Annotated in this window: 17 protein-coding genes; 5 read left to right on the plus strand and 12 right to left on the minus strand. The window is 74.1% G+C overall.

Annotated elements, in window-relative coordinates; genetic code table 11:
- Positions 1 to 111: 111 nt before the first annotated feature.
- On the plus strand, positions 112 to 1,806 hold the full coding sequence (locus tag GA0070611_RS26010; RefSeq protein ID WP_157740389.1) for a YncE family protein: 1,695 nt from the start codon (positions 112 to 114) through the stop codon (positions 1,804 to 1,806).
- A gap of 39 nt (positions 1,807 to 1,845) precedes the next feature.
- Here GA0070611_RS26010 and GA0070611_RS26015 read toward each other — a convergent pair whose 3' ends face one another.
- From GA0070611_RS26015 to GA0070611_RS26040, 6 genes are all read right to left on the minus strand, one after another.
- Positions 1,846 to 2,946 carry a hypothetical protein gene (locus GA0070611_RS26015; protein WP_091669762.1) on the minus strand — a complete coding sequence of 367 codons (1,101 nt, stop codon included), beginning with the start codon at positions 2,944 to 2,946 and terminating at the stop codon, positions 1,846 to 1,848.
- Positions 2,943 to 3,431 carry a SigE family RNA polymerase sigma factor gene (locus GA0070611_RS26020; protein ID WP_091669765.1) on the minus strand — a complete coding sequence of 163 codons (489 nt, stop codon included), beginning with the start codon at positions 3,429 to 3,431 and terminating at the stop codon, positions 2,943 to 2,945. Before GA0070611_RS26020 ends, GA0070611_RS26015 begins: the two co-directional genes overlap by 4 nt.
- Positions 3,432 to 3,503: 72 nt before the next feature.
- Complete coding sequence (locus tag GA0070611_RS26025) at positions 3,504 to 4,010, minus strand: GNAT family N-acetyltransferase (protein ID WP_091669768.1); 507 nt, start codon at positions 4,008 to 4,010, stop codon at positions 3,504 to 3,506.
- A 46-nt stretch (positions 4,011 to 4,056) separates the two neighbouring features.
- Positions 4,057 to 4,560 carry an O-acetyl-ADP-ribose deacetylase gene (locus GA0070611_RS26030; protein WP_091669773.1) on the minus strand — a complete coding sequence of 168 codons (504 nt, stop codon included), beginning with the start codon at positions 4,558 to 4,560 and terminating at the stop codon, positions 4,057 to 4,059.
- Positions 4,561 to 4,667: 107 nt separating this feature from the next.
- Positions 4,668 to 5,762 carry a hypothetical protein gene (locus GA0070611_RS26035; RefSeq protein WP_091669777.1) on the minus strand — a complete coding sequence of 365 codons (1,095 nt, stop codon included), beginning with the start codon at positions 5,760 to 5,762 and terminating at the stop codon, positions 4,668 to 4,670.
- Between the two features lie 76 nt (positions 5,763 to 5,838).
- Positions 5,839 to 6,495 carry a 4'-phosphopantetheinyl transferase family protein gene (locus GA0070611_RS26040; RefSeq protein WP_091669782.1) on the minus strand — a complete coding sequence of 219 codons (657 nt, stop codon included), beginning with the start codon at positions 6,493 to 6,495 and terminating at the stop codon, positions 5,839 to 5,841.
- A 119-nt stretch (positions 6,496 to 6,614) separates the two neighbouring features.
- On the opposite strand from GA0070611_RS26040, the gene GA0070611_RS26045 reads away from it, so the two are divergent.
- Positions 6,615 to 6,884, plus strand: a complete 270-nt coding sequence (locus tag GA0070611_RS26045; protein ID WP_091669786.1) for a hypothetical protein — start codon at positions 6,615 to 6,617, stop codon at positions 6,882 to 6,884.
- Between the two features lie 73 nt (positions 6,885 to 6,957).
- On the opposite strand, the gene GA0070611_RS26050 is transcribed toward GA0070611_RS26045, so the two are convergent.
- The 3 genes from GA0070611_RS26050 to GA0070611_RS26060 all read right to left on the minus strand — a co-directional run bounded on the left by GA0070611_RS26050 (position 6,958) and on the right by GA0070611_RS26060 (position 11,167).
- Positions 6,958 to 7,731, minus strand: coding sequence for a peptidase (locus GA0070611_RS26050; protein ID WP_091669790.1), 774 nt, complete (start codon positions 7,729 to 7,731; stop codon positions 6,958 to 6,960).
- A gap of 2 nt (positions 7,732 to 7,733) precedes the next feature.
- The gene (locus tag GA0070611_RS26055) at positions 7,734 to 9,011 is read right to left on the minus strand and encodes a VWA domain-containing protein (protein WP_091669792.1); all 1,278 of its coding nucleotides are present in this window, start codon (positions 9,009 to 9,011) and stop codon (positions 7,734 to 7,736) included.
- 446 nt (positions 9,012 to 9,457) lie between these two features.
- The gene (locus GA0070611_RS26060) at positions 9,458 to 11,167 is read right to left on the minus strand and encodes a dolichyl-phosphate-mannose--protein mannosyltransferase (protein WP_091669796.1); all 1,710 of its coding nucleotides are present in this window, start codon (positions 11,165 to 11,167) and stop codon (positions 9,458 to 9,460) included.
- 92 nt (positions 11,168 to 11,259) lie between these two features.
- On the opposite strand from GA0070611_RS26060, the gene rsmI reads away from it, so the two are divergent.
- Positions 11,260 to 12,099, plus strand: coding sequence for a 16S rRNA (cytidine(1402)-2'-O)-methyltransferase (gene rsmI, locus GA0070611_RS26065; protein ID WP_407940456.1), 840 nt, complete (start codon positions 11,260 to 11,262; stop codon positions 12,097 to 12,099).
- A 143-nt stretch (positions 12,100 to 12,242) separates the two neighbouring features.
- Here the strand turns inward: rsmI and GA0070611_RS26070 are convergent, their stop codons facing one another.
- On the minus strand, positions 12,243 to 12,968 hold the full coding sequence (locus tag GA0070611_RS26070; RefSeq protein WP_231921230.1) for a hypothetical protein: 726 nt from the start codon (positions 12,966 to 12,968) through the stop codon (positions 12,243 to 12,245).
- 468 nt (positions 12,969 to 13,436) lie between these two features.
- Here GA0070611_RS26070 and metG point away from each other — a divergent pair, with 468 nt between their 5' ends.
- Positions 13,437 to 15,239, plus strand: coding sequence for a methionine--tRNA ligase (gene metG / locus GA0070611_RS26075; protein ID WP_091669804.1), 1,803 nt, complete (start codon positions 13,437 to 13,439; stop codon positions 15,237 to 15,239).
- Between the two features lie 59 nt (positions 15,240 to 15,298).
- On the opposite strand, the gene GA0070611_RS26080 is transcribed toward metG, so the two are convergent.
- Together GA0070611_RS26080 and GA0070611_RS26085 are read right to left on the minus strand one after the other, a co-directional pair.
- Positions 15,299 to 16,150, minus strand: a complete 852-nt coding sequence (locus GA0070611_RS26080; RefSeq protein ID WP_091669807.1) for an alpha/beta fold hydrolase — start codon at positions 16,148 to 16,150, stop codon at positions 15,299 to 15,301.
- 58 nt (positions 16,151 to 16,208) lie between these two features.
- Positions 16,209 to 17,450: a hypothetical protein gene (locus GA0070611_RS26085; RefSeq protein WP_091669812.1), complete on the minus strand. Its 1,242-nt coding sequence runs from the start codon at positions 17,448 to 17,450 to the stop codon at positions 16,209 to 16,211.
- Positions 17,451 to 17,532: 82 nt separating this feature from the next.
- On the opposite strand from GA0070611_RS26085, the gene GA0070611_RS26090 reads away from it, so the two are divergent.
- Positions 17,533 to 18,429 (plus strand): TatD family hydrolase, encoded by an 897-nt coding sequence (locus tag GA0070611_RS26090; protein ID WP_091669818.1) that lies wholly within the window; start codon positions 17,533 to 17,535, stop codon positions 18,427 to 18,429.
- Positions 18,430 to 18,435 lie beyond the last annotated feature (6 nt).

Consider the following 18,435-nt stretch of genomic DNA (forward strand, 5'->3'; position numbering starts at 1 on the left):
GACTCGGATGATCTTCGCTGCTCGGGCTTTCTCCTGGTCCTGCTTGCCTCTAGGCTGCTGCCCAATGCCCGGCGGGTGCCGGGCGACTTCCACGGGGGCGGAGGTACGTACGTGCGGGGCAACCTTGTCGCACGATTGATGGTCGCGGTGCTCGGTGCCGCTGCCGGCGCGGTGGCGCCGCTGGCGGCCGGGGTGGCGCACGCGGAGGGCCCGGTCGGGCTCGGTCTGCAGAACTTCACGCACCTGGTGGTCGATCCGGCGCACGGCCAGCTCTTCGTCAGCCAGGGCCGCTACACCAGCGACCTGCGGGTGACGGACCTGAACGGCGGCGCGCGGCGGACGATCCCGAACCTTCCGGGCGCGACCGGGATGGCGCTGAGCCCGGACGGTGCGACGCTCTACGTCGCGCTGGTCCAGGGCAGCGCGGTCGCCGCGATCGACACCGCCACGCTCACCGAGAAGGCCCGCTACGGCCTCGGCGCCAGCAGTTGCCCGGAGTGGCTGGCGCCGGCCGGTGGCAAGCTCTACGTCGGGTACGGGTGCAGCACCGGCAAGGGCATGCTGGCCTCGATCGACGTGCGCGGGGCGACGCCGGTGGTGGCCCTGGACCTGCCGCTCGCCGGCGGCACCTACTACGACGCGCCGTTCCTGGTCAGCTCCCCGGCCAACCCGGGCCGGCTGGTGGTCCTGGACCGTACCGGCGTGAACGTCCGCCTGCCGGCCCGGGCCACGCTGTACGACGTCTCGTCCGGCACGCCGTCACGGGTCGCCGCCGTGCCGCCGGAGGCGTGCAGCGCTCTCCAGGACGCCGCGGTCAGCGCCGACGGCAGCCGGGTCGTGCTGGCCTGCTCCTACGTGGACGACCCCGCGTCGGAGTACGCGCAGCCGGGGAGCGCCCACCTGGCCTACTCCCTGACGGACCTCACGCCCGCCGGCACGTACCCCTCGGCGACCTCGCCGTACGCGGTGGCGACCGCTCCCGACGGGGCCCACGTGGTGCTCGGCACCACTGCCGACTCGATCCACGTGGCGCGGCCCGACGGCACCCCGGTCCGCCGCTACGACCTGCCCGCCGGCCACAACGTCGAGCGCCAGGGCCTGGCGGTCGGCGCCGACAGCCGCACCCTCTACGCGGTCACCACCGACCAGAACCACGAGAACCCGGTCCTGCGCCGCCTGACCGACTACCGCACGGCCGGCTCCACCATCCTGCTCGCCGCCCCGGCGACGACGCCCCGCACCAAACTGTTCACCGTCGACGGCTCGCTGTCGTTCGCCGGGGCGCAGGTGTCGTCACCGCGCACCCTGCGGGTGGTCAAGCAGGACCTGACCGGCAGCCACCCGCTGGCCGACGTCACCACGGACACCGCCGGGAAGTTCTCCTTCTCCGACGTGCCGCTGGTCGGCGGGCCGGTCACCTACACGGTGAGCTTCGCCGGGAACGGCACCCAGCCCGGCGCGAGCCGGTCGGAGACGGTGCAGGTCTCGCGTACCGCCACCGCGCTGAGCCTGACCACGAAGGTGGCCACGCTGTCCTCGGGCCGCGGCACCACGGTCACCGCGCAGCTCGGCACCACCTACCGCAACCGCACCGTCTGCCTGTACGCGCAGCCCTCCGGCGGGGCGCGCCGGCAGCTCAGCTGCGGCGAGGTGGACGGCTACGGCCGGCTGACGGCCAGCTGGCCGCAGCACCGGGGGGTCAGCTTCACCGCGACCTTCGCCGGCGACGAGCGCAACGCGCCGGCCGAGGTCGCCGCGCGGTCGTACGGCACCCTGCTGAAGCCCGGCGTGTTCCGCGGCAACTGACCGGGGCGGGGCGGATGGCCGCATCCGCCCCACCCCGGGTCAGCCCAGCCAGCGCACGCCCTGGGCGATCCGGACCAGCTGACTCCGGTGCCCGCCCGCAACCGGCCCTGGCTGCGACACGTCGCGTATCACGAAATGCAGTCCGACCGACAACCATCCACCGTGGAAGTCGGCCACCACGATCAGGTCGCCCTGGTTGAGCAGGTAGGCGGGGCGTCCCTGGATGTCCGGGAGCCGCTCGTAGCGTTCGAGCTCACCCGCCGACGGCATGTCCCGGGGGTCGGACGACCAGTCGATGCGGTAGCCGGTGCCGGTGTCGATCCGAGGGCTCTCGCTGGTGAGCCCGTCCTCGGTGGTCCCGGTGATCGGCTTTCCGGTGTTCCGACCCGACCCGTCCTGGTACCGCACCGTGAACCGGCTGCTGTCGTTCCCCACGGCGGCGAGCTGCTGGCCCTTCGGCAGGTACGTGGTGGCGAGCGGCACCCGGATCGGGCCGGTGTCCTGCTCGCTGATGTGCTCGGCGATCCGCCGGGCGGTCGCCGCCAGGCCGGTCACCGCCGGTCCGCCCGGCTGGCCGTCGCCGTACTCGACGTCGACCCAGCGACCGGACGGGAGCGGGAAGCAGACGAACGCCCGGGTCGCCCGGACGGCCAGGTACCCGGGCCGCCCGTGGACGGTGAGCGGCGTCCACCCCCGGGTGTTCACCGGGCCCGGCCACCCCGACTGGTCGATCGACACGCTCAGGTACCGGCCGCCGGCCATCGGGTACAGGACGCTCTGCTCGCGGGGGCCGCAGCTGCGCAACGGTCTGGCCAGCCCGGTCGGCAGCCAGCCGAAGCGCAGTCGGCACTGCTGCGGCGGCACCGGCGTCACCGGCTCCTCCGACGGCCGGCCGGTGGGGCGGGGCGTCGGGTTCGCCGGCGAGCCGTCCGCCACGCCGGTCGGCCGGTGGTCGGGCCGGCCGATGAGCACCGCCGTCCCGGTGAGCGCGAGTACGGTCAGCGCGGTCACCCCGACCGAGAGGTACCGGTGGTGCCGGCGGCGGCGGGTGATGCCGGCGCGGATGCCGGCGAGGACCTGGTCGGGGTCGGGGGTGTGGCGTTCGCCTTCGGCGAGGGCCTGGGTCAGTCGCGGGTTCATCGGGTCTCCTCCAGTTCCCGGTCCAGGCGCAGGGTGGCGAGGGCGCGGGCGCGGTAGACGCGGACGGATGCGATGGCGCAGTCGAGGACTTCGGCGATCTCACCGTCGGAGAGGTCTTCGTAGTAGCGCAGCACCAGGACGGCGCGGTGTCGGGGCGGCAGGGTGGCCAGCCGGGTCCACAGGTCGTCGCGTTCGGCGTGGCCGTCGGCGTGGTCGGGGCGGTGTTCCTCGACGGGCCTGCGGGCCTGGTCCAGGGCGGCGCGGCGGGCCCGGCGGCGGCGAAGCGAGAGGTGTTCGGTGAGGATCATGCGGCGTAGGTAGAGGTCCGGGCGGTCCATCCGTGAGATCCGGGTCCAGCGGGCATGGGCGCGGATCATCGCGTCCTGGACGACGTCCTGGGCGAGGTCCCGGTCCCCGGTGAGCACGGCCGCGTAGCGCAGCAGTGCCGGCAGTCGGGCACCGATCACGTCCTCGAAGCTCTCCACGAGCGCACCTCCTGACCCTGGAAACGTCGCCGCCGACGCCGGATGTGACACCGGCCGGGCCACGAATCCGGATCAGCCGGTGACGTCGTCCGGGCGCGCACCGAGCGAGAGGCCGGCGTCGGTGAAGCCGTGCCGGCGGTAGAAGCGCACCGCGCCGGCGTTGCGGTGATGGATGCCGGCCGACAGGTACGTGATGCCCTGCTCCGCCGCCCAGTGTCGGGCGGCCGCCAGCAGCGCCGACCCCACGCCCGCCCCGCAGGCCTCGGGCAGCACCACCGTGTGCACCTGCGCGGAGGGTTCCGGGCGCAGGATCTGGTGCTCCGGCGGCTCGGCGGAGCGCAGCACCTCGACCATGCCGACGACCCGGCCGGCGGCGTCCTCGGCGACCAGCACCGCGTCGCGTCCCCGCTCGTCGGCCAGCACGGCGGCGAAGTGGCGCCGCACCGCCGGGCCCGGCGGGACGCGGTAGACGCCCGGATCGAGGGCGAGGTGCGCCTCGGCGTTGGCCACCCGCAACGCCACGAGGGCCGGTACGTCCGCCCGGCCCGCCGGCCGGATCGTGAGCCCACCGTCGCGCATGGTCGTCGATCCTACGGTCGACGGCGGCGCGGCGGTGCCCCGCCGGTCAGCCGGCCAGTGCCGCCGTGAGCAGGCCGTACGTCTCGTCGTCGAAGGCCACCAGGCGGATCCGGGTGACCCGTGTGGGGGTCGCCCGCAGGGTGGCGACCGCGATCCTCGCCGCCCGCTCCGGCGGGAACCCGTAGACGCCGGTGGCGATCGCCGGGAAGGCGACGCTGCGGGCCCCGATGTCGTCGGCGACCGCCAGGCTGCGGCGGTAGCAGGAGGCGAGCACCTCGTCCTCGCCCTGGTCCCCGCCCTCCCACACCGGGCCGACGGTGTGGATCACGTGGCGTACCGGTGGATCCAGGTCGAAGCCGGGGGTGGCCACGGCGTCACCGGGGTCGCAGGGGGCGAGCGCCGCGCCCGCCCGGGCGAGCCGGGGGCCGGCGGCGCGGTGGATCGCACCGTCCACCCCGCCCCCGCCGAGCAGCGACTCGTTGGCGGCGGTGACGACGGCGTCGACGTCCTCGCCGGTGATGTCACCGAGCACCGCTTCGATGGTGGACATGTGGCGATGATGTCACCGCGTTGCCGCCGCCGCAGGTCCTGTCGGACCGGGAGACGAACGGGGGCCGGTCCCGGGTGGGACCGACCCCCGTCGTGGGGCGTACCGGATCAGGGCTTCCAGGAGCCCGCGGGCCGGAAGTTGTGCTGGTACTCGATGACGCCGTTCTTGTCCTTGACGTCGAGCACGACCTGGCCGGTGTTCTTGGTGCCGGCCGGCAGGTTGTTACCGGACTTGAGCAGCTTGCCGCAGCCGGAGAAGGCACCGGAGATGCCGCTCTCCTCGCTGCCGTCCGCGCCCTTCCAGCGGAAGTAGAACGGGTTGATCGAGCCGGTGCCCTTGGTGACCTCGGCGGTCACGTCGGCGATCAGGAACATGCCCTTCTTCGGCCCGGGCATGAACTCCTGGCAGGCGTCGGTCTTGGTGCGGAAGTTGCTCAGGGTGATCTGGATGGTGCCGTCGTCGTCGTTGATGATCAACGTGTCGCCCGGCTTCATGTTGAACGTCTGGTCGTCGGTCTTGCCGGGATCCGGCGTCGAGTCCGAGTCCGAGCCGGACGAGCTGGGGGTCGGGTCGGTGAAGGGGTCGCTGGGGGCGGTCGTGGGAAGGTTGTTGATCGCCTTCTCCGCCTGCTTGCCGCCGCTGTAGACGGCGAAGATGCCCCCACCGCAGCAGAGCAGCACCAGCACCAGCGCGCCGATCCCGAGGCCGATCCAGAGGCCCTTGTTGGACTTCTTCGCCGGGGCCCCGGGGAACGGCTGGCCCGGGGCGGGCGGGTAGCCGGGGCCGGACGGGAACTGGCCGGGCGGCGGCGGGTACGCCCCACCCGGCGGCGGGTAGGCCCCACCGGGCGGCGGGTAGGCCCCACCGGGCGGCGGCGGGTACCCCGCACCCGAGGTCGGCGGCGGCGGGTACCCCGCGCCCGAGGTGGGCGGCGGCGCGTACGGGTCGCCGGCCGACGGCTGCGGCGGGTACGGCGCACCCGAGGTCGGCGGCAGCGGCGCGAACGGGTCACCGGCCGGCGGCTGGGACGCGTACGGCGTACCCGAGGTCGGCGGCGGCGCGTACGGGTCGGCCGCGGGCGGCGGGGCGTACGGGTTGCCGGGCACCGGGGGCATCGGTGCGGTGGGGAACGGCTGGGTCGGCGGTTCCGGGGGCTGCTGGTTCGGGTCCTGCGATCCGAACGGAGGCTGAGGGTGGCTCACCGTACTCCTTGGCGCCTTCGGGAGATCTTCAGTCGCAACGACGGTACAAGCCGGCCACAAGCCGGCCGCGTGGACCTCACCCCGCTACCAGAACGGCGGCACTGCGCACCAGATCGGCGTCGACCGCGAACCGACCGGTGATCGATGCCGGCCGATCGGTCACCGGCGCCGCGTCGAGCCTCGCGCGGGCGATCCGGGCGGTGAAGGTGCCGGCGTCCGGGTCGAGCGTGACGCGTGCGTCGGGGAAGTCCAGCCAGGTGCCGACCACCGGCCACCAGACCTTGTAGACGGTCTCCTTGACGCTGAACAGCACGGTCGGCCAGGGGATGCCGGCGGGCAGCCGGGCCAGCTCCGCCTCCTCCTCGGGCAGGCACACCTTCCGGCGTACCCCGGGGGTGAGTTCCCGGTGGCGCTCGGCGTCCATGCCGACCGACCGCAGCTCGGCGGCGCGGGCGACGGCCGCGGCGCAGTAGCCCCGGGTGTGGGTGATGGTGCCGACCACGCCGGCCGGCCAGACCGGGGAGCGGTCCGGCGCGGACGGGACCGCGACGGCCGGCAGGCCCAGCTCCGTCAGGGCCCGGCGGGCGCAGGACCGGCCGGCGGTGAAGTCGCGGCGGCGGCCGGCCACCGCACGTTCGCCCAGGCAGGCGAGTTCGGCCGGCAGCAGCTCGGCGGACCAGTCGTCGGGACCGGCCACGGCCACCGCGACGGCCGGTGGCAGGAGATCACGCACCGGGGCACCTCCGCGGGAACATGGCGTCGGCGGCAACCTACCGCAACGATGTAACGCCGGAGCGTCGTGGGACGCTGCTCTGGTGGCACGGGGGATCGTCCACAGTGAGAGGGAGTGCGATGACGCGTGGCGCGGAACCGTCGGAACAGGCGTCGGGGGAGCACGCACCGGTGGCCCCGGACTGGACCTGCGGGTCGTGCGGCCACGACTGGCCCTGTGACACCAAACGCGACCGTCTGCTGCACGAGTACCGCGCGGACCGGGCCTCGTTGAGCGTCTATCTCGGCTCGTGTCTGGCCGCCGCCAGTCACGACCTGCGTGCCGCCCCGACGGCCGCGCTCCAGGACCGGTTCATCGGCTGGGTGCCCCGGGGTCCGCGTATCGCCTGACCACCGTCGCCCGCGGCCACGGCTCCGGGCCGGCGTTCCGCTGTGCCGGTCCGGAGCCGTGCTCCGCTGCGGGTCAGGGTCGGCGGGGTCGCCGGGTGAGGGCGAAACCCACCACGCCGGCCACCGCGGCGAGCACCCCACCGGCCGTGGTCCAGACCCAGCGCGAGCCGGGCTCCGGCAGCCAGCCGGTCAGGCCGGTCCCCTCGTCGTCCGCCGCTGTCGGGGCCGGTTCGGCGGTGAGCACGGTGCCGGCCCGGGTGTTCGGCACCAGGGGCGTCGCCAGTCGGCCGTCGTCGCCCGACGCGCCGCCGTCGCCGTCCGCGTCGACCAGCAGGTCCACCTCGATCGGCAGGCCCAGGTCGGGCTCCGGCAGATCGGTCACCGAGAGCCGGACGTAGTAGGTGCCGGGCAGCGGGTCGGCCGACCAGGGTTCCGCCCAGGGGCGTACCCGCCGGAGCGTGCAGCCGAGGGCGACACTGGCGGCGGCGGCGTCGGCGGTGGGGGTCTGCGCCCCCGCCGTGCAGGCCTGCCGGCGGCGCAGCCCGTCGAAGACGTCCACGGTCCAGGTGGACGCGCCGCTGCGCCCCTTCGGGAAGGTGACGGTGGCGGCGATCTCGTGGACCTGCCCGGCGTCGGCCCGGAACGACCAGTAGAGGTGGTCACCCGTCGAGGCGCCGACCCGGACCGGCTGGCCGGTGGTGATGGTGGTGGCGGTCAGGAACGAGGTGCCGGCCTTGGTGACGGTCGCCGCGCCCGGTGACGGGGTGGGTGCGGCGGAGGCGGCCCCGGGGGCCAGGGCCAGCCCGGCGACGGCCAGCGCCGCCGCGGAACGGATCAGCGTACGCATGCTCAGTTCTCCCTCCAGGTGGCGACCCACCAGCGGGTGAGCAGCCCGGCGACCAGTCCGGTGACCAGCCCGGCCAGCGTGAGCAGGAGCAGGAGTGCCCAGCCCCGACCGAGGTCCGGCCCGTCCGGGGCGGGGGACGCGCCGACCACGTCGACGGTCAGCTCCAGCGGCATCCCGGGAGTGGCCCGGGTGCCGGGGCGGGGTGCGAAGGCGTTGCTGACCACCAGGCAGACGGTCTGCGCCGTCGCCGGGCCGCTCGGGGTCGGCTCCGGCTCGTCCGCCGTGCCCGACCAGCGCAGGCCGGCGGAGATGACGTCGGTACGGCCGCTGCCGGCGTCGACGCCCCGGACGAGTTCCCGGCCGTCCGGCGCGGTGGCCCGCAGCAGCACCCCGTAGTCGGGGTTGACCGGGCGGTCCAGCGCGACGCTGACCGAGGCGCGCAACTCCTGCCCGGACCGCACCGGCACCCGGTACCAGCGGTGCTCGGAGAACGCCTCCCGGTCGGTGTAGACGCCGGGGCCGAGCAACGGCGCGTCGGCGCACCCGGCGCTGCCTCCGACCTGGGTCGGGGTGGCGGTGTAGGTGTCCCGGGCCCGGTCCACCAGCTGCTTGATCCGACCGGTCAGCTCGTCGGCGCTCTGCGCGGCCGTGTACGTGCCGCCGGTCGCCCCGGCGATGCAGAGCAGCTGCCGGCGTACCTTCTCGTCGGGGGCGAGGCCGAGGGTGTCGACGACCAGCCGGGTGCCCTGGGCGGCCAGTTCCCGGGCCACCTCGCACGGGTCCGGCGGGGCGCAGGTGTCCTCGCCGTCGGTGATCAGCACGATCCGGCGGGTGGTGCTGCCGGTGCCCAGGTCCTGGGCGGCGGCCCGCAGGGCCAGCCCGACGGGGGTGAAGCCGGTCGGGCGCAGGGTCGCCACCGCGGCCTTGGCGCGGGCGCGGTCCACGGTGCCGACGGGCACGATCTGCTGGGTGTCCAGGCAGCCCTGCTTCTTGTCCTTGCCCCGGTAGGTGGCGCCGAGCACCCGGATGCCGAGCTGGGTGGAGTCCGGCAGCGCGTCCACGACCTCGTTGAACGCCTGCTGGGCGACGGCGATCCGGCTGCGCCCGTCGATGTCGTCGGCGCGCATCGAGCCGCTCACGTCGAGGACCAGTTCGACCTTCGGGGGCTCGGCCGGGGGCTCGGCGGTCTCGTTGTCGGCCCGGGCCGGCACGGGACCGATCAGCGCGGTCGTCGCCAGCAGTCCGAGAAGGACGGCTGTCGATCGTCTCTTGTTGATCACTGGGCGAAGTGTAGTGAGATCCACTCTGGATGATCATTTGGGTGGCCCGATGGCCATCCATCGAGGTCCGCCGATTGCTGTGAGGTGGTGATCAGCGGCTGCGTCCGGCGCCGGCCGGCCGGGCCGGAACGGTAAGGAATTCGTTATGTTCCGGCCAGGTGACCCACCGTTATCTGTCGGATGTAAACCATTTGCGGGGTGGCGCAATCGTCGGAAATCTGACCCGGGGTGACCCGTTGTGCGAGTGCGGGACTGTGGTTAAGCTCTTCATGCGCGCCCCAATCGCCCGCTTCCCCCGTGGCAGGCGATCGGGGCGCGCTTTTTTGTGTCCCGGCCACGCCCGGACCCTCTCCCCGGCCCCGCCCGGACCCTCCGCCGAGCTCCGCGCAACCGAAAATCGCGGCCCGGTGGAGTCCCACCGAGCCGCGATCGAGCCGTGCTCCGGGTCAGATCCAGCGGCCGTCCAGCCACATCCGGGCCGACCAGTCCGCGTACGGCAGCAGCCGGCCCACGAAGATCGGATAGAAGTAGCCGAAGCAGAGGGCGACCAGCAGCACGTACGCGCCGACGATGATCCCGCCCACCAGCCGGCGGTCGGAGACGTCCTGTTCGCTCGGTGGCGCCGCCGTACCGGTCGCCGGGGCGGGCGTGACGATCGCGCCGAGCACGTAGACCACCGCCAGCACCAGGAAGGGCACCGCGGGGGCGGCGTAGAACGAGAACATCGTCCGGTTGTCCAGCGCGAACCAGAACCAGGGCAGCAGCGCGACGGCGACGGTCAGCAGGATCGCGCCGGCCCGCCAGTCCCGCCGGGCCAGCCCCAGCCAGGCCGTGGCCGCCAGCGCGGGCAGGAACGACCACCAGAGCAGCGGGGTGCCCAGCAGCAGGATCTCCGACGCGCAGCTCGGCGCGCCGCAGTTGCCGTCACCCGACCAGTAGAAGGCCACCGGCCGGCCCAGCAGCAGCCACTGCCACGGCCAGGACTGGTACTTGTGCGGATCGTCGAGCTGGGTGTGGAAGCCGTACGCGGCCTTGTGGTACTCCCACAGGTTGATCAGCGGCCCGACCCACGGGGTGTCGCTCAGCCCCGGGGTGTTCGGGTACCGGCTGGCCAGCCGGTAGTAGCCGTCGTCGCTGAGCAGCCAGCCCGACCAGGTGGCCAGGTAGGTGCCGACCATCAGCAGCCCGGCCAGGATGAGCCAGGGCAGCTCGTCGAGCAGGGCGTCCCGCCACGGGTGCCGGACGCCGGCCGAGCGCCGGACGCCCACCTCCCAGAAGATCACCAGCAGGGCGAAGGCCGGTACGAAGTAGATGCCGCTCCACTTCACCGCGCAGGCGCAGCCGAGCAGCACCCCGGCGGCCAGTCGCCACCAGGGCCAGTCCCGCCAGGTCGACGGCGGCCGGCCCGCGCGCCCCGGCAGCGACGGGTCGAGCCCGGCGTCCAGCGCCCGGGTCCAGCGCCGCCGCCGGGCGTCCCGGTCCAGCACCAGCGCGCCGAACGCGGCCAGCACGAACAGCAGCAGGAAGATGTCGAGCAGCGCGGTGCGGGAGAGCACCAGGTGGAAGCCGTCCAGGGCGAGCAGCAGGCCGGCCGCGCAACCCAGCACCGTGGAACGGAACATCCGCCGGGCGATGCGGACCAGCATCAGCACCGACAGGGTGCCGGCGACGGCTGCCGCGAACCGCCAGCCGAACTCCGGGGCGGTGGTCATCAGGTGTCCCGGTACGGAGATCTTCAACTCCGCGTCCTGGTAGCCGAAGGCCCACTCGCCGAGCCCGATGAGCCACTTGCCCAACGGCGGGTGCACCACGTACGACGGGCCGCCGTCCTTGTAGTTCCACTCGACGCCCCGGTCGATCAGCCCGTACGCGTCGCGGGCGTAGTAGATCTCGTCGAAGATCTTGCCCTTGGGGCCGCTGAGGCCGACGAACCGCAGGATCGCCGCGATCACCACGACCACGGTGGTGGCCAGCCAGGCGCGCCCGTCGAGGCGGGCGTCGACCGTGGCGAGCCGCCGCCGGATGATCGCCGGAACCCCGCCCGCGCCGCTGGTCACCGCCCCGGCGTCCGGGTCGGTCGGGGGCTGGTCGCCGCTCGTCGGGTCCGAACCGGCCCGACCCGCGCTCGCGCTCTGTGCTGTCGACGCACTCGTCACCCGGAGATCGTAGGCTGCGAAGGTGCCCGGTGGCGCCTGTCGTCCCCGAGATTGGTACGACTGTCGATGAAGGAGCGCACTTCGTGGGTGAAATGTCCGAGGTGGGGCGCCTCGTGCTGCTCGGCGCACCGCTGGGCAACCCGGCCGACGCCTCGACCCGGTTCCGCGAGGTGCTCGCCACCGCCGACGTGGTCGCCGCCGAGGACACCCGGCGGCTCACCCGGCTGGCCCGGGACCTGGACGTCACCGTGGCCGGCCGGATCGTCTCCTACTTCGAGGGCAACGAGGAACGGCGTACCCCCGAACTGGTCGACGTGCTCGCCGCCGGCTACACCATCGCGCTGGTCACCGACGGCGGCATGCCCAGCGTCTCCGACCCCGGGTACCGGCTGGTCCGGGCCGCCGTCGACGGCGGCTTCCCGGTCACCGCGGCGCCCGGCCCGAGCGCGGTGACCACCGCGCTCGCCCTGTCCGGGCTGCCCTGCGACCGGTTCTGCTTCGAGGGCTTCCTGCCCCGCACGCCCGGTGCCCGCCGGTCCCGGCTGCGTGCCCTGGCCGCCGAGGAGCGCACCCTGGTGTTCTTCGAGGCCCCGCACCGGATCACCGGCGCGCTGGCCGACCTGGCCGCCGCGTTCGGCCCGGACCGGCCCGCCGCGCTCTGCCGCGAGCTGACCAAGACGTACGAGGAGGTGGTCCGCCGGCCGCTGGGCGAACTCGCCGAGTGGGCCGCCGGGGGCGAGCCCCGGGGTGAGATCACCCTGGTCGTGGCGGGTGCCCCGGCCACCCCGGCGGCCCGCCCCGACGACGACACGCTGCGCGCCGCCGTCGCCGAGCGGGAGGCCGCGGGCCGCTCCCGCCGCGACGCCATCACCGAGGTGGCCACCGAGTACGGCCTCCGCCGCCGCGACGTCTACACGATCGTCCACGCCTGACCCCCGGCGCTCGCTTTCGGCGATCTTGCACTTTCGGCCCGGGCATTCCTCTCGAACCGGACGGAATTGGGGCCGCAAGTGCAGGATCGGCGCGCGGTGTCGCCGGGGCGTGGGTCGTCACGGCGGGGTGGGGGTTGGCGGGGTCACCAGGCGGTGGCGAGGAAGCCGAGGGTGATGGCCAGGGGGCCGCCGAGGGCGACGGCCAGCGCCCAGCGCCGGTGGCGGGGGTCCGGCAGCCGGGTCGCGCCGGTCCACCGGGCGATCCCGGCGGCACAGCCGGCCACCAGCAGCAGGCCGAGCAGCCACCGCAGGTGCCGGCCGACGCCGCTGTCGGCGTACGCGGTGCTGCCCTGCGGTCCGGTCATCCGGGCCGGCAGGACGGTGCCGGTGGCGGTGCGCTCGGCGGGCACCCCGCTGACCCGGACGCCGTGGGCCACGAAACGTCCCGACTCGGCGCGGAAGATCCCCCGGCAGCGCTGGGCCAGCCCGCCGCCCGAGCAGCTCGTGATCGCCACGCTCCCGGCCGTCGAGTGCCCCACCGCCAGCCAGAGCGGCCCCGCGCTGACCCAGGCGAAGAAGGCCGCCAGCAGGCTCAACGTCACCAGCGCGGCCAGCCCGGTCAGCGGGTCCGGCGGGTGGCCCGGGCGGGTCCGGGCGCGCCGGGCCGACGGTCCTGACCCGCGCCGGGCCTTGCGGGTCTCCTCCCGCAGCGGCGTGCCGTCCCAGTGCACCTCCTCGATCGGCGCCCAGAAGACGTCGTCGCCGTCGTCGCGGGTGCCGCCGGGGGAGGGCAGTCGCTGCCAGCGGGGCTGGCGCACCGGCACCCGACGCGGTACGGCGTCGACGGGCGCGCCGGTGGTCGGCTCCACCTCGACCGGCGGGTCCGTCGGGTCCAGCCGGGGCTGCGGCGCGACACCGCCGCCCCGGGTCGCCCCGGCCGGCGACGCCCCGGGACGCGCCGTTCCCGACCCCGGCGCCGCAGGTCCCGCCGGCGCGGGACGCGGCAGCACGGGACCCGGCGGCACCGGCCCCGGTGCCGCAGGTCCCGCCGGCGCGGGACGCGGCAGCACGGGACCCGGCGGCACCGGCCCCGGTGCGGCGGGCCCCGGCGGCGCCGGTCGACCGGGCTGCCCGGTCGTCGCCGCCGAGGTCGGGCCGTCCTGCCCGGGGGCCGCTGCTCTGCTGGTCACGCCGTTCATTGGACACCGGCACGCCGGGCCGGCCGGGCAGCTCAGGCCGCGTGTCGGCGACAAAACGGACGGGGTTTCGGGGGCCGGCCGTGGCGCGGGCCCTATTGGTTCGCGGGCGACCCACGGCAATCACTAGGCTTGACGCTCATGAGTCACGTTCTCGCCGCGGTCGCCTGGCCCTACGCCAACGGCCCGCGCCACATCGGCCACGTATCCGGATTCGGCGTTCCCTCCGACGTCTTCGCCCGGTACATGCGGATGGCCGGACACGACGTGCTCATGGTCTCGGGCACCGACGAGCACGGCACCCCGATCCAGGTGCAGGCCGACGCCGAGGGGGTCACCCCGCGCGAGCTGGCCGACCGGTACAACCGGGTGATCGCCGAGGACCTGCGCGCGCTCGGGCTGTCGTACGACCTGTTCACCCGGACCACCACCCGCAACCACTACGCGGTGGTGCAGGAGCTGTTCACCGGGCTGCACCGCAACGGCTACATCGTCCCGAAGGTGACCACCGGGGCGATCTCCCCGTCCACCGGTCGTACCCTGCCCGACCGCTACATCGAGGGCACCTGCCCGATCTGCGGCTACGACAGCGCCCGCGGCGACCAGTGCGACAACTGCGGCAACCAGCTCGACCCGATCGACCTGATCGACCCCAAGTCGAAGATCAACGGCGAGACGCCGGAGTTCGTGGAGACCGAGCACTTCTTCCTGGACCTGCCCGCCCTGGCCGACGCGCTGCGGCAGTGGCTGGACAGCCGGGAGGGCTGGCGGCCCAACGTGCTGCGCTTCTCGCGGAACCTGCTCGACGACCTCCAGCCCCGGGCCATCACCCGGGACCTGGAGTGGGGCGTGCCGATCCCGCTGGAGGGCTGGCAGGACCGCACCGACAAGCGGATCTACGTCTGGTTCGACGCGGTCATCGGCTACCTCTCCGCGTCCATCGAGTGGGCCCGGCGCACCGGCGACCCGGAGGCGTGGCGCCGGTGGTGGTCCGCCGACGGCGAGGGCAAGGACGCCCTCGGCTACTACTTCATGGGCAAGGACAACATCGTCTTCCACTCGGTGATCTGGCCGGCGCTGCTCGGCGGCTACTCCGGTGAGGGCTCCCGCGACGGCCGCCCCGGCGAGCTGGGCCGGCTCAACCTGCCCACCGAGGTCGTCTCCAGCGAGTACCTGACCATGGAGGGACGCAAGTTCTCCTCCTCCCGCAAGGTGGTCATCTACGTCCGGGACTTCCTGGAGCGCTACGACGCCGACGCGCTGCGCTACTTCATCGCGGTCGCCGGGCCGGAGAGCAACGACACCGACTTCACCTGGGCCGAGTTCCTCCGCCGCAACAACGACGAACTCGTCGCCGGCTGGGGCAACCTGGTCAACCGGTCGATCTCGATGGCGGCGAAGAACTTCGGCGCGATCCCGCCGATCGACCCGGCCGGGCTCACCGACGCCGACCGGGCGCTGCTGGACGTCGCGAAGGCCGGCTTCGCCACCGTCGGCGACCTGATCGCCCGGCACCGGCAGAAGCAGGCCATCGGCGAGGCGATGCGGGTCGTCGCCGAGGCCAACAGGTACCTGTCCGAGCAGGCGCCCTGGAAGCTCAAGGGCGAGGACGACAAGCCCCGGATGGGCACCATCCTGCACGTCGCCCTCCAGGTGGTCAGCGACGCCAACACGCTGCTCACCCCGTTCCTGCCGCACTCCGCCCAGCAGATCCACGAGCTGCTCGGCGGCACCGGCGTGCACGCCCCGATGCCGGTCATCGAGGAGGTCGACGACCTCGACGGCGGGCCGGCGTACCCGGTGCTGACCGGCGACTACACGGTCGGCGCGCGCTGGGAGTCCGTACCCCTGGAGGCGGGCCGGCCGCTCGCGGCGCCGAAGCCGGTGTTCCGCAAGCTCGACCCCTCCATCGTCGAGGAGGAGCTGGCCCGGCTGGCCGGCTGACCCGCACGGACGCCGCGACCCCCCGGGACGGTCCCCGGGGGTCGCGGCGCGTCCGGCCGTCAGGCGCGGACCGGCGTCGACGCGCCGATGAACTGCATGATCGCCTCGTTGGCCTCGGTCGGGTGGGTCCACGGCGTGCCGTGCGGAGCGCCCTTGAGCGTGACCAGCTTGGCGTCGGACAGCATGTTCACCAGCCGCTGGCCGGTGGCCGGGTACGGCAGCACGTTGTCCTTGTCGCCCTGGATGATCAGCACCGGGACGTCGATCCGGGGCAGGTCGCCCCGGAAGTCGGTCTGCCAGGCGTCCACCGAGTCGTGGGTGCCCTTCGCGGACGCCTGCGCGCCGATCTGCCAGTGCGCGTGGTACGCCTCCTCGCTCACCCACCGGCCCTTGTTCTCGCTGTAGTTGAAGAACGCGTCGCAGAACTGGGTCAGGTAGGCGAACCGGTCCTGGACGATGGCCGCCTGGAACCCGTCGAAGAGGCTCTTGTCGACCCCTTCCGGGTTGTCCGGCGTCTTCAGCAGGAACGGCGCCAGCGGCGCCATCAGCACCGCCCGCTGCACCCGGTTCGACCCGTACGTGCCCAGGTAGCGGGTCACCTCGCCGGTGCCCATCGAGTGCCCGACCAGGATCGCGTCCCGGAGGTCCAGCTCCGTCATCAACACGTCCAGGTCGGCCGCGAAGGTGTCGTAGTCGTACCCCGACGCCGGTTGGGCGGAGGCGCCGAACCCGCGCCGGTCGTACGTGATCGTCCGGTACCCGGCGGCCTGCAGCGGGCCGCTGATCTTCTCCCAGGTCGCCCCGTTGAACGGGAACCCGTGGATCAGCACGATCGGTTGACCGGAGCCGTGGTCCTCGTAGTACAGGTCGATCGGGGCGGAATTCTCCGTGCCGACGGTGATGAAGGGCATCTCGGGATCTCCTGGGCTCGGAATCGTGGACCCCGGCGGATTCCCGCGCCAGTGACGGTCATGCCCCCGGGTACGCGATGTCCGTCACCTGGTCGTCGGTGACCTCCGCACCCGGCGCCCAGGTCTCGTAGACGCCCCGTTCGTGGCACTGCGCCCCGGTCACCGCCACCGCGTCCGGGTCCGGCCGGCGCAGCCGCACCCGCAACCAGCCCGACTCCTCCCGCAGCACCAGGCAGGGCACCCCGCGCCAGGTCGCGTACCGGACCCGCCGGGCCGCCGCCTCCACCGGGTAGCGGGCCGCCCGGGTCATCGCCAGCAGCCGGAAGCCGCCCGGCAGGTCGGCCACCGCCTCGTACTCGCCGCCCTGGTAGCGGCCCACCAGCTGGGTGGAGCGGGGCGCGTCGCCGGTCGGCACGTACTCCTGGTCGGGGGAGAGGCCCGGCACCGCGGCCAGCAGGTGCCGCCACTGCGGCCCCACCATCCGCAGCCAGCCCCGCTGCTCCGCCTGGTACGTGTACAACACCACCTCCACCCCCTCCGCCGGATAGGCGAGCAGGCTGGCGTTCGCCGGCATCGGCAGGTCCGCGAAGTCCCGGGTGACGAACTCGGGCACCAACTGGGCGGTGCTCGGCACGAACCCGGTGCCCAGCACCGGTGGCCCCAGCCGGTCCCGGGGCGGCAGCACGGTCAGCCCGTGGTGCGCCGGCCCGACCGGCGTCTCGTAGTCGGCCGGGTCGGCGGCCCGCCAGCGCAGCGCGTACGCCACGTCCCCGCCGTCGCCGTCGCCGCGCAGCAACGCCATCCCGGCCGGCGTCCGCAGGTGCGCCACGTCGTGCTCGCGGTGGCAGAAGCCGTGCGGCAGCCACCCCCGCACGTAGCCGGCGAGCTGCCGGGCCGAGAGCACCTTCACCATCCGGGTGCCGGGCCGGATCACCGCCGACGCGCGCACCGCGGCCAGCGTCGGATCGGCGGCCGCCGCCGGCTGCTGGCTGAGCTGGTGCAGGTGCGCCCACCCGTGCTCCCGGTGCACCGGCATCAGCAGCGGCGGGTCCGCCTCCTCGGTCGGCTCCTCCGTCGCCCCGTGCACCGCCTCCACCTCGGTGGCGTGCACGAACCGCCGCCACGGGTGCACCGCCCCGGGCCGGGGCGCGAACTCGAACCCGGGCACCTCGTCGGCGCTGAACAGCTCGTACGCCGCCCCACGGGCGAGCAGCTCCGCCGGGTGGACCCGGCCGGCGTACGTCACGTGCAGCCCGGTCCGTTCGGTGGCGGGCCCGGCGGCCTGAGGGGTGACGGTCACGATCCGAACGCTAAGCGCGACACATGTTGGCCGTGTGAACAGTCGATGGCGGTCCGGGAACGCCGCCGCCCGGCGGTGTGTGATGCTGGCCGCGATGACCGAGCAGACCGAAACCCGCAAGCAGCGGGCCGCCCGCCGGGCCGGGGAGTTCCCGCCCGCCCCCGAGGCGCTGCCCGTACCCGTGCTGGACAGCCACACCCACCTGGACATCACCGTCAGCGAGGCCGGCATTCCGGGCGGGCCGGCCGACGACCCGGTCGCCGCGGCGATCGCGGTGGCCGCCGGCGTCGGCGTGGACCGACTGGTCCAGGTCGGGGTGGACGTCGCCTCGTCGCGCTGGAGCGCCGACGTCGCCGACCGCTACGGCGCGGTGCTGGCCACCGTCGCGCTGCACCCCAACGAGGCGCCCCGCCTCGCCGACCTCGACGAGGCGCTGCGCGAGATCGAGTCGCTCGCCGCCCGGGACCGGGTGCGCGGCATCGGCGAGACCGGGATGGACTTCTTCCGGACCGGCGACGAGGGGCGGGCCGCGCAGGAGGAGAGCTTCCGGGCGCACATCGCCATCGCCAAGCGGCACGGCAAGGCACTGGTCATCCACGACCGGGACGCGCACGCCGACGTGCTGCGGATCCTCGACGACGAGGGCGCGCCGGACACCGTGGTGCTGCACTGCTTCTCCGGCGACGCCGACTTCGCCCGCGAGTGCGTACGCCGGGGACACCTGCTCAGCTTCGCCGGCACGGTCACCTTCGGCAGCGCGACCGCGCTGCGCGAGGCGGCCGCCGTCACCCCGGTCGGGCAGCTGCTGGTGGAGACCGACGCGCCCTACCTGACCCCGATGCCGCACCGGGGCCGGCCCAACGCGTCGTACCTGATCCCCCTGACCGTGCGCTTCCTCGCCGAGGTCACCGGCACCGACCTGGACGAGCTGTGCGCGGCGATCTCCGCGACCGGCGAACGGGCGTTCGGGCCGTGGTGAAAGGAT

The sequence above is a fragment of the Micromonospora auratinigra genome, from assembly GCF_900089595.1.
GTDB lineage: Bacteria > Actinomycetota > Actinomycetes > Mycobacteriales > Micromonosporaceae > Micromonospora > Micromonospora auratinigra.

Coding starts and splice junctions, on each gene's coding strand:
- GA0070611_RS26045 (WP_091669786.1), top strand. CDS start 6,615: ATGACGCGTGGCGCGGAACCGTCGGAACAGGCGTCGGGGGAGCACGCA.
- metG (WP_091669804.1), top strand. CDS start 13,437: ATGAGTCACGTTCTCGCCGCGGTCGCCTGGCCCTACGCCAACGGCCCG.
- GA0070611_RS26030 (WP_091669773.1), bottom strand. CDS start 4,560: ATGTCCACCATCGAAGCGGTGCTCGGTGACATCACCGGCGAGGACGTC.
- GA0070611_RS26025 (WP_091669768.1), bottom strand. CDS start 4,010: ATGCGCGACGGTGGGCTCACGATCCGGCCGGCGGGCCGGGCGGACGTA.
- GA0070611_RS26090 (WP_091669818.1), top strand. CDS start 17,533: ATGCTGGCCGCGATGACCGAGCAGACCGAAACCCGCAAGCAGCGGGCC.
- GA0070611_RS26015 (WP_091669762.1), bottom strand. CDS start 2,946: ATGAACCCGCGACTGACCCAGGCCCTCGCCGAAGGCGAACGCCACACC.
- rsmI (WP_407940456.1), top strand. CDS start 11,260: ATGTCCGAGGTGGGGCGCCTCGTGCTGCTCGGCGCACCGCTGGGCAAC.
- GA0070611_RS26080 (WP_091669807.1), bottom strand. CDS start 16,150: ATGCCCTTCATCACCGTCGGCACGGAGAATTCCGCCCCGATCGACCTG.
- GA0070611_RS26050 (WP_091669790.1), bottom strand. CDS start 7,731: ATGCGTACGCTGATCCGTTCCGCGGCGGCGCTGGCCGTCGCCGGGCTG.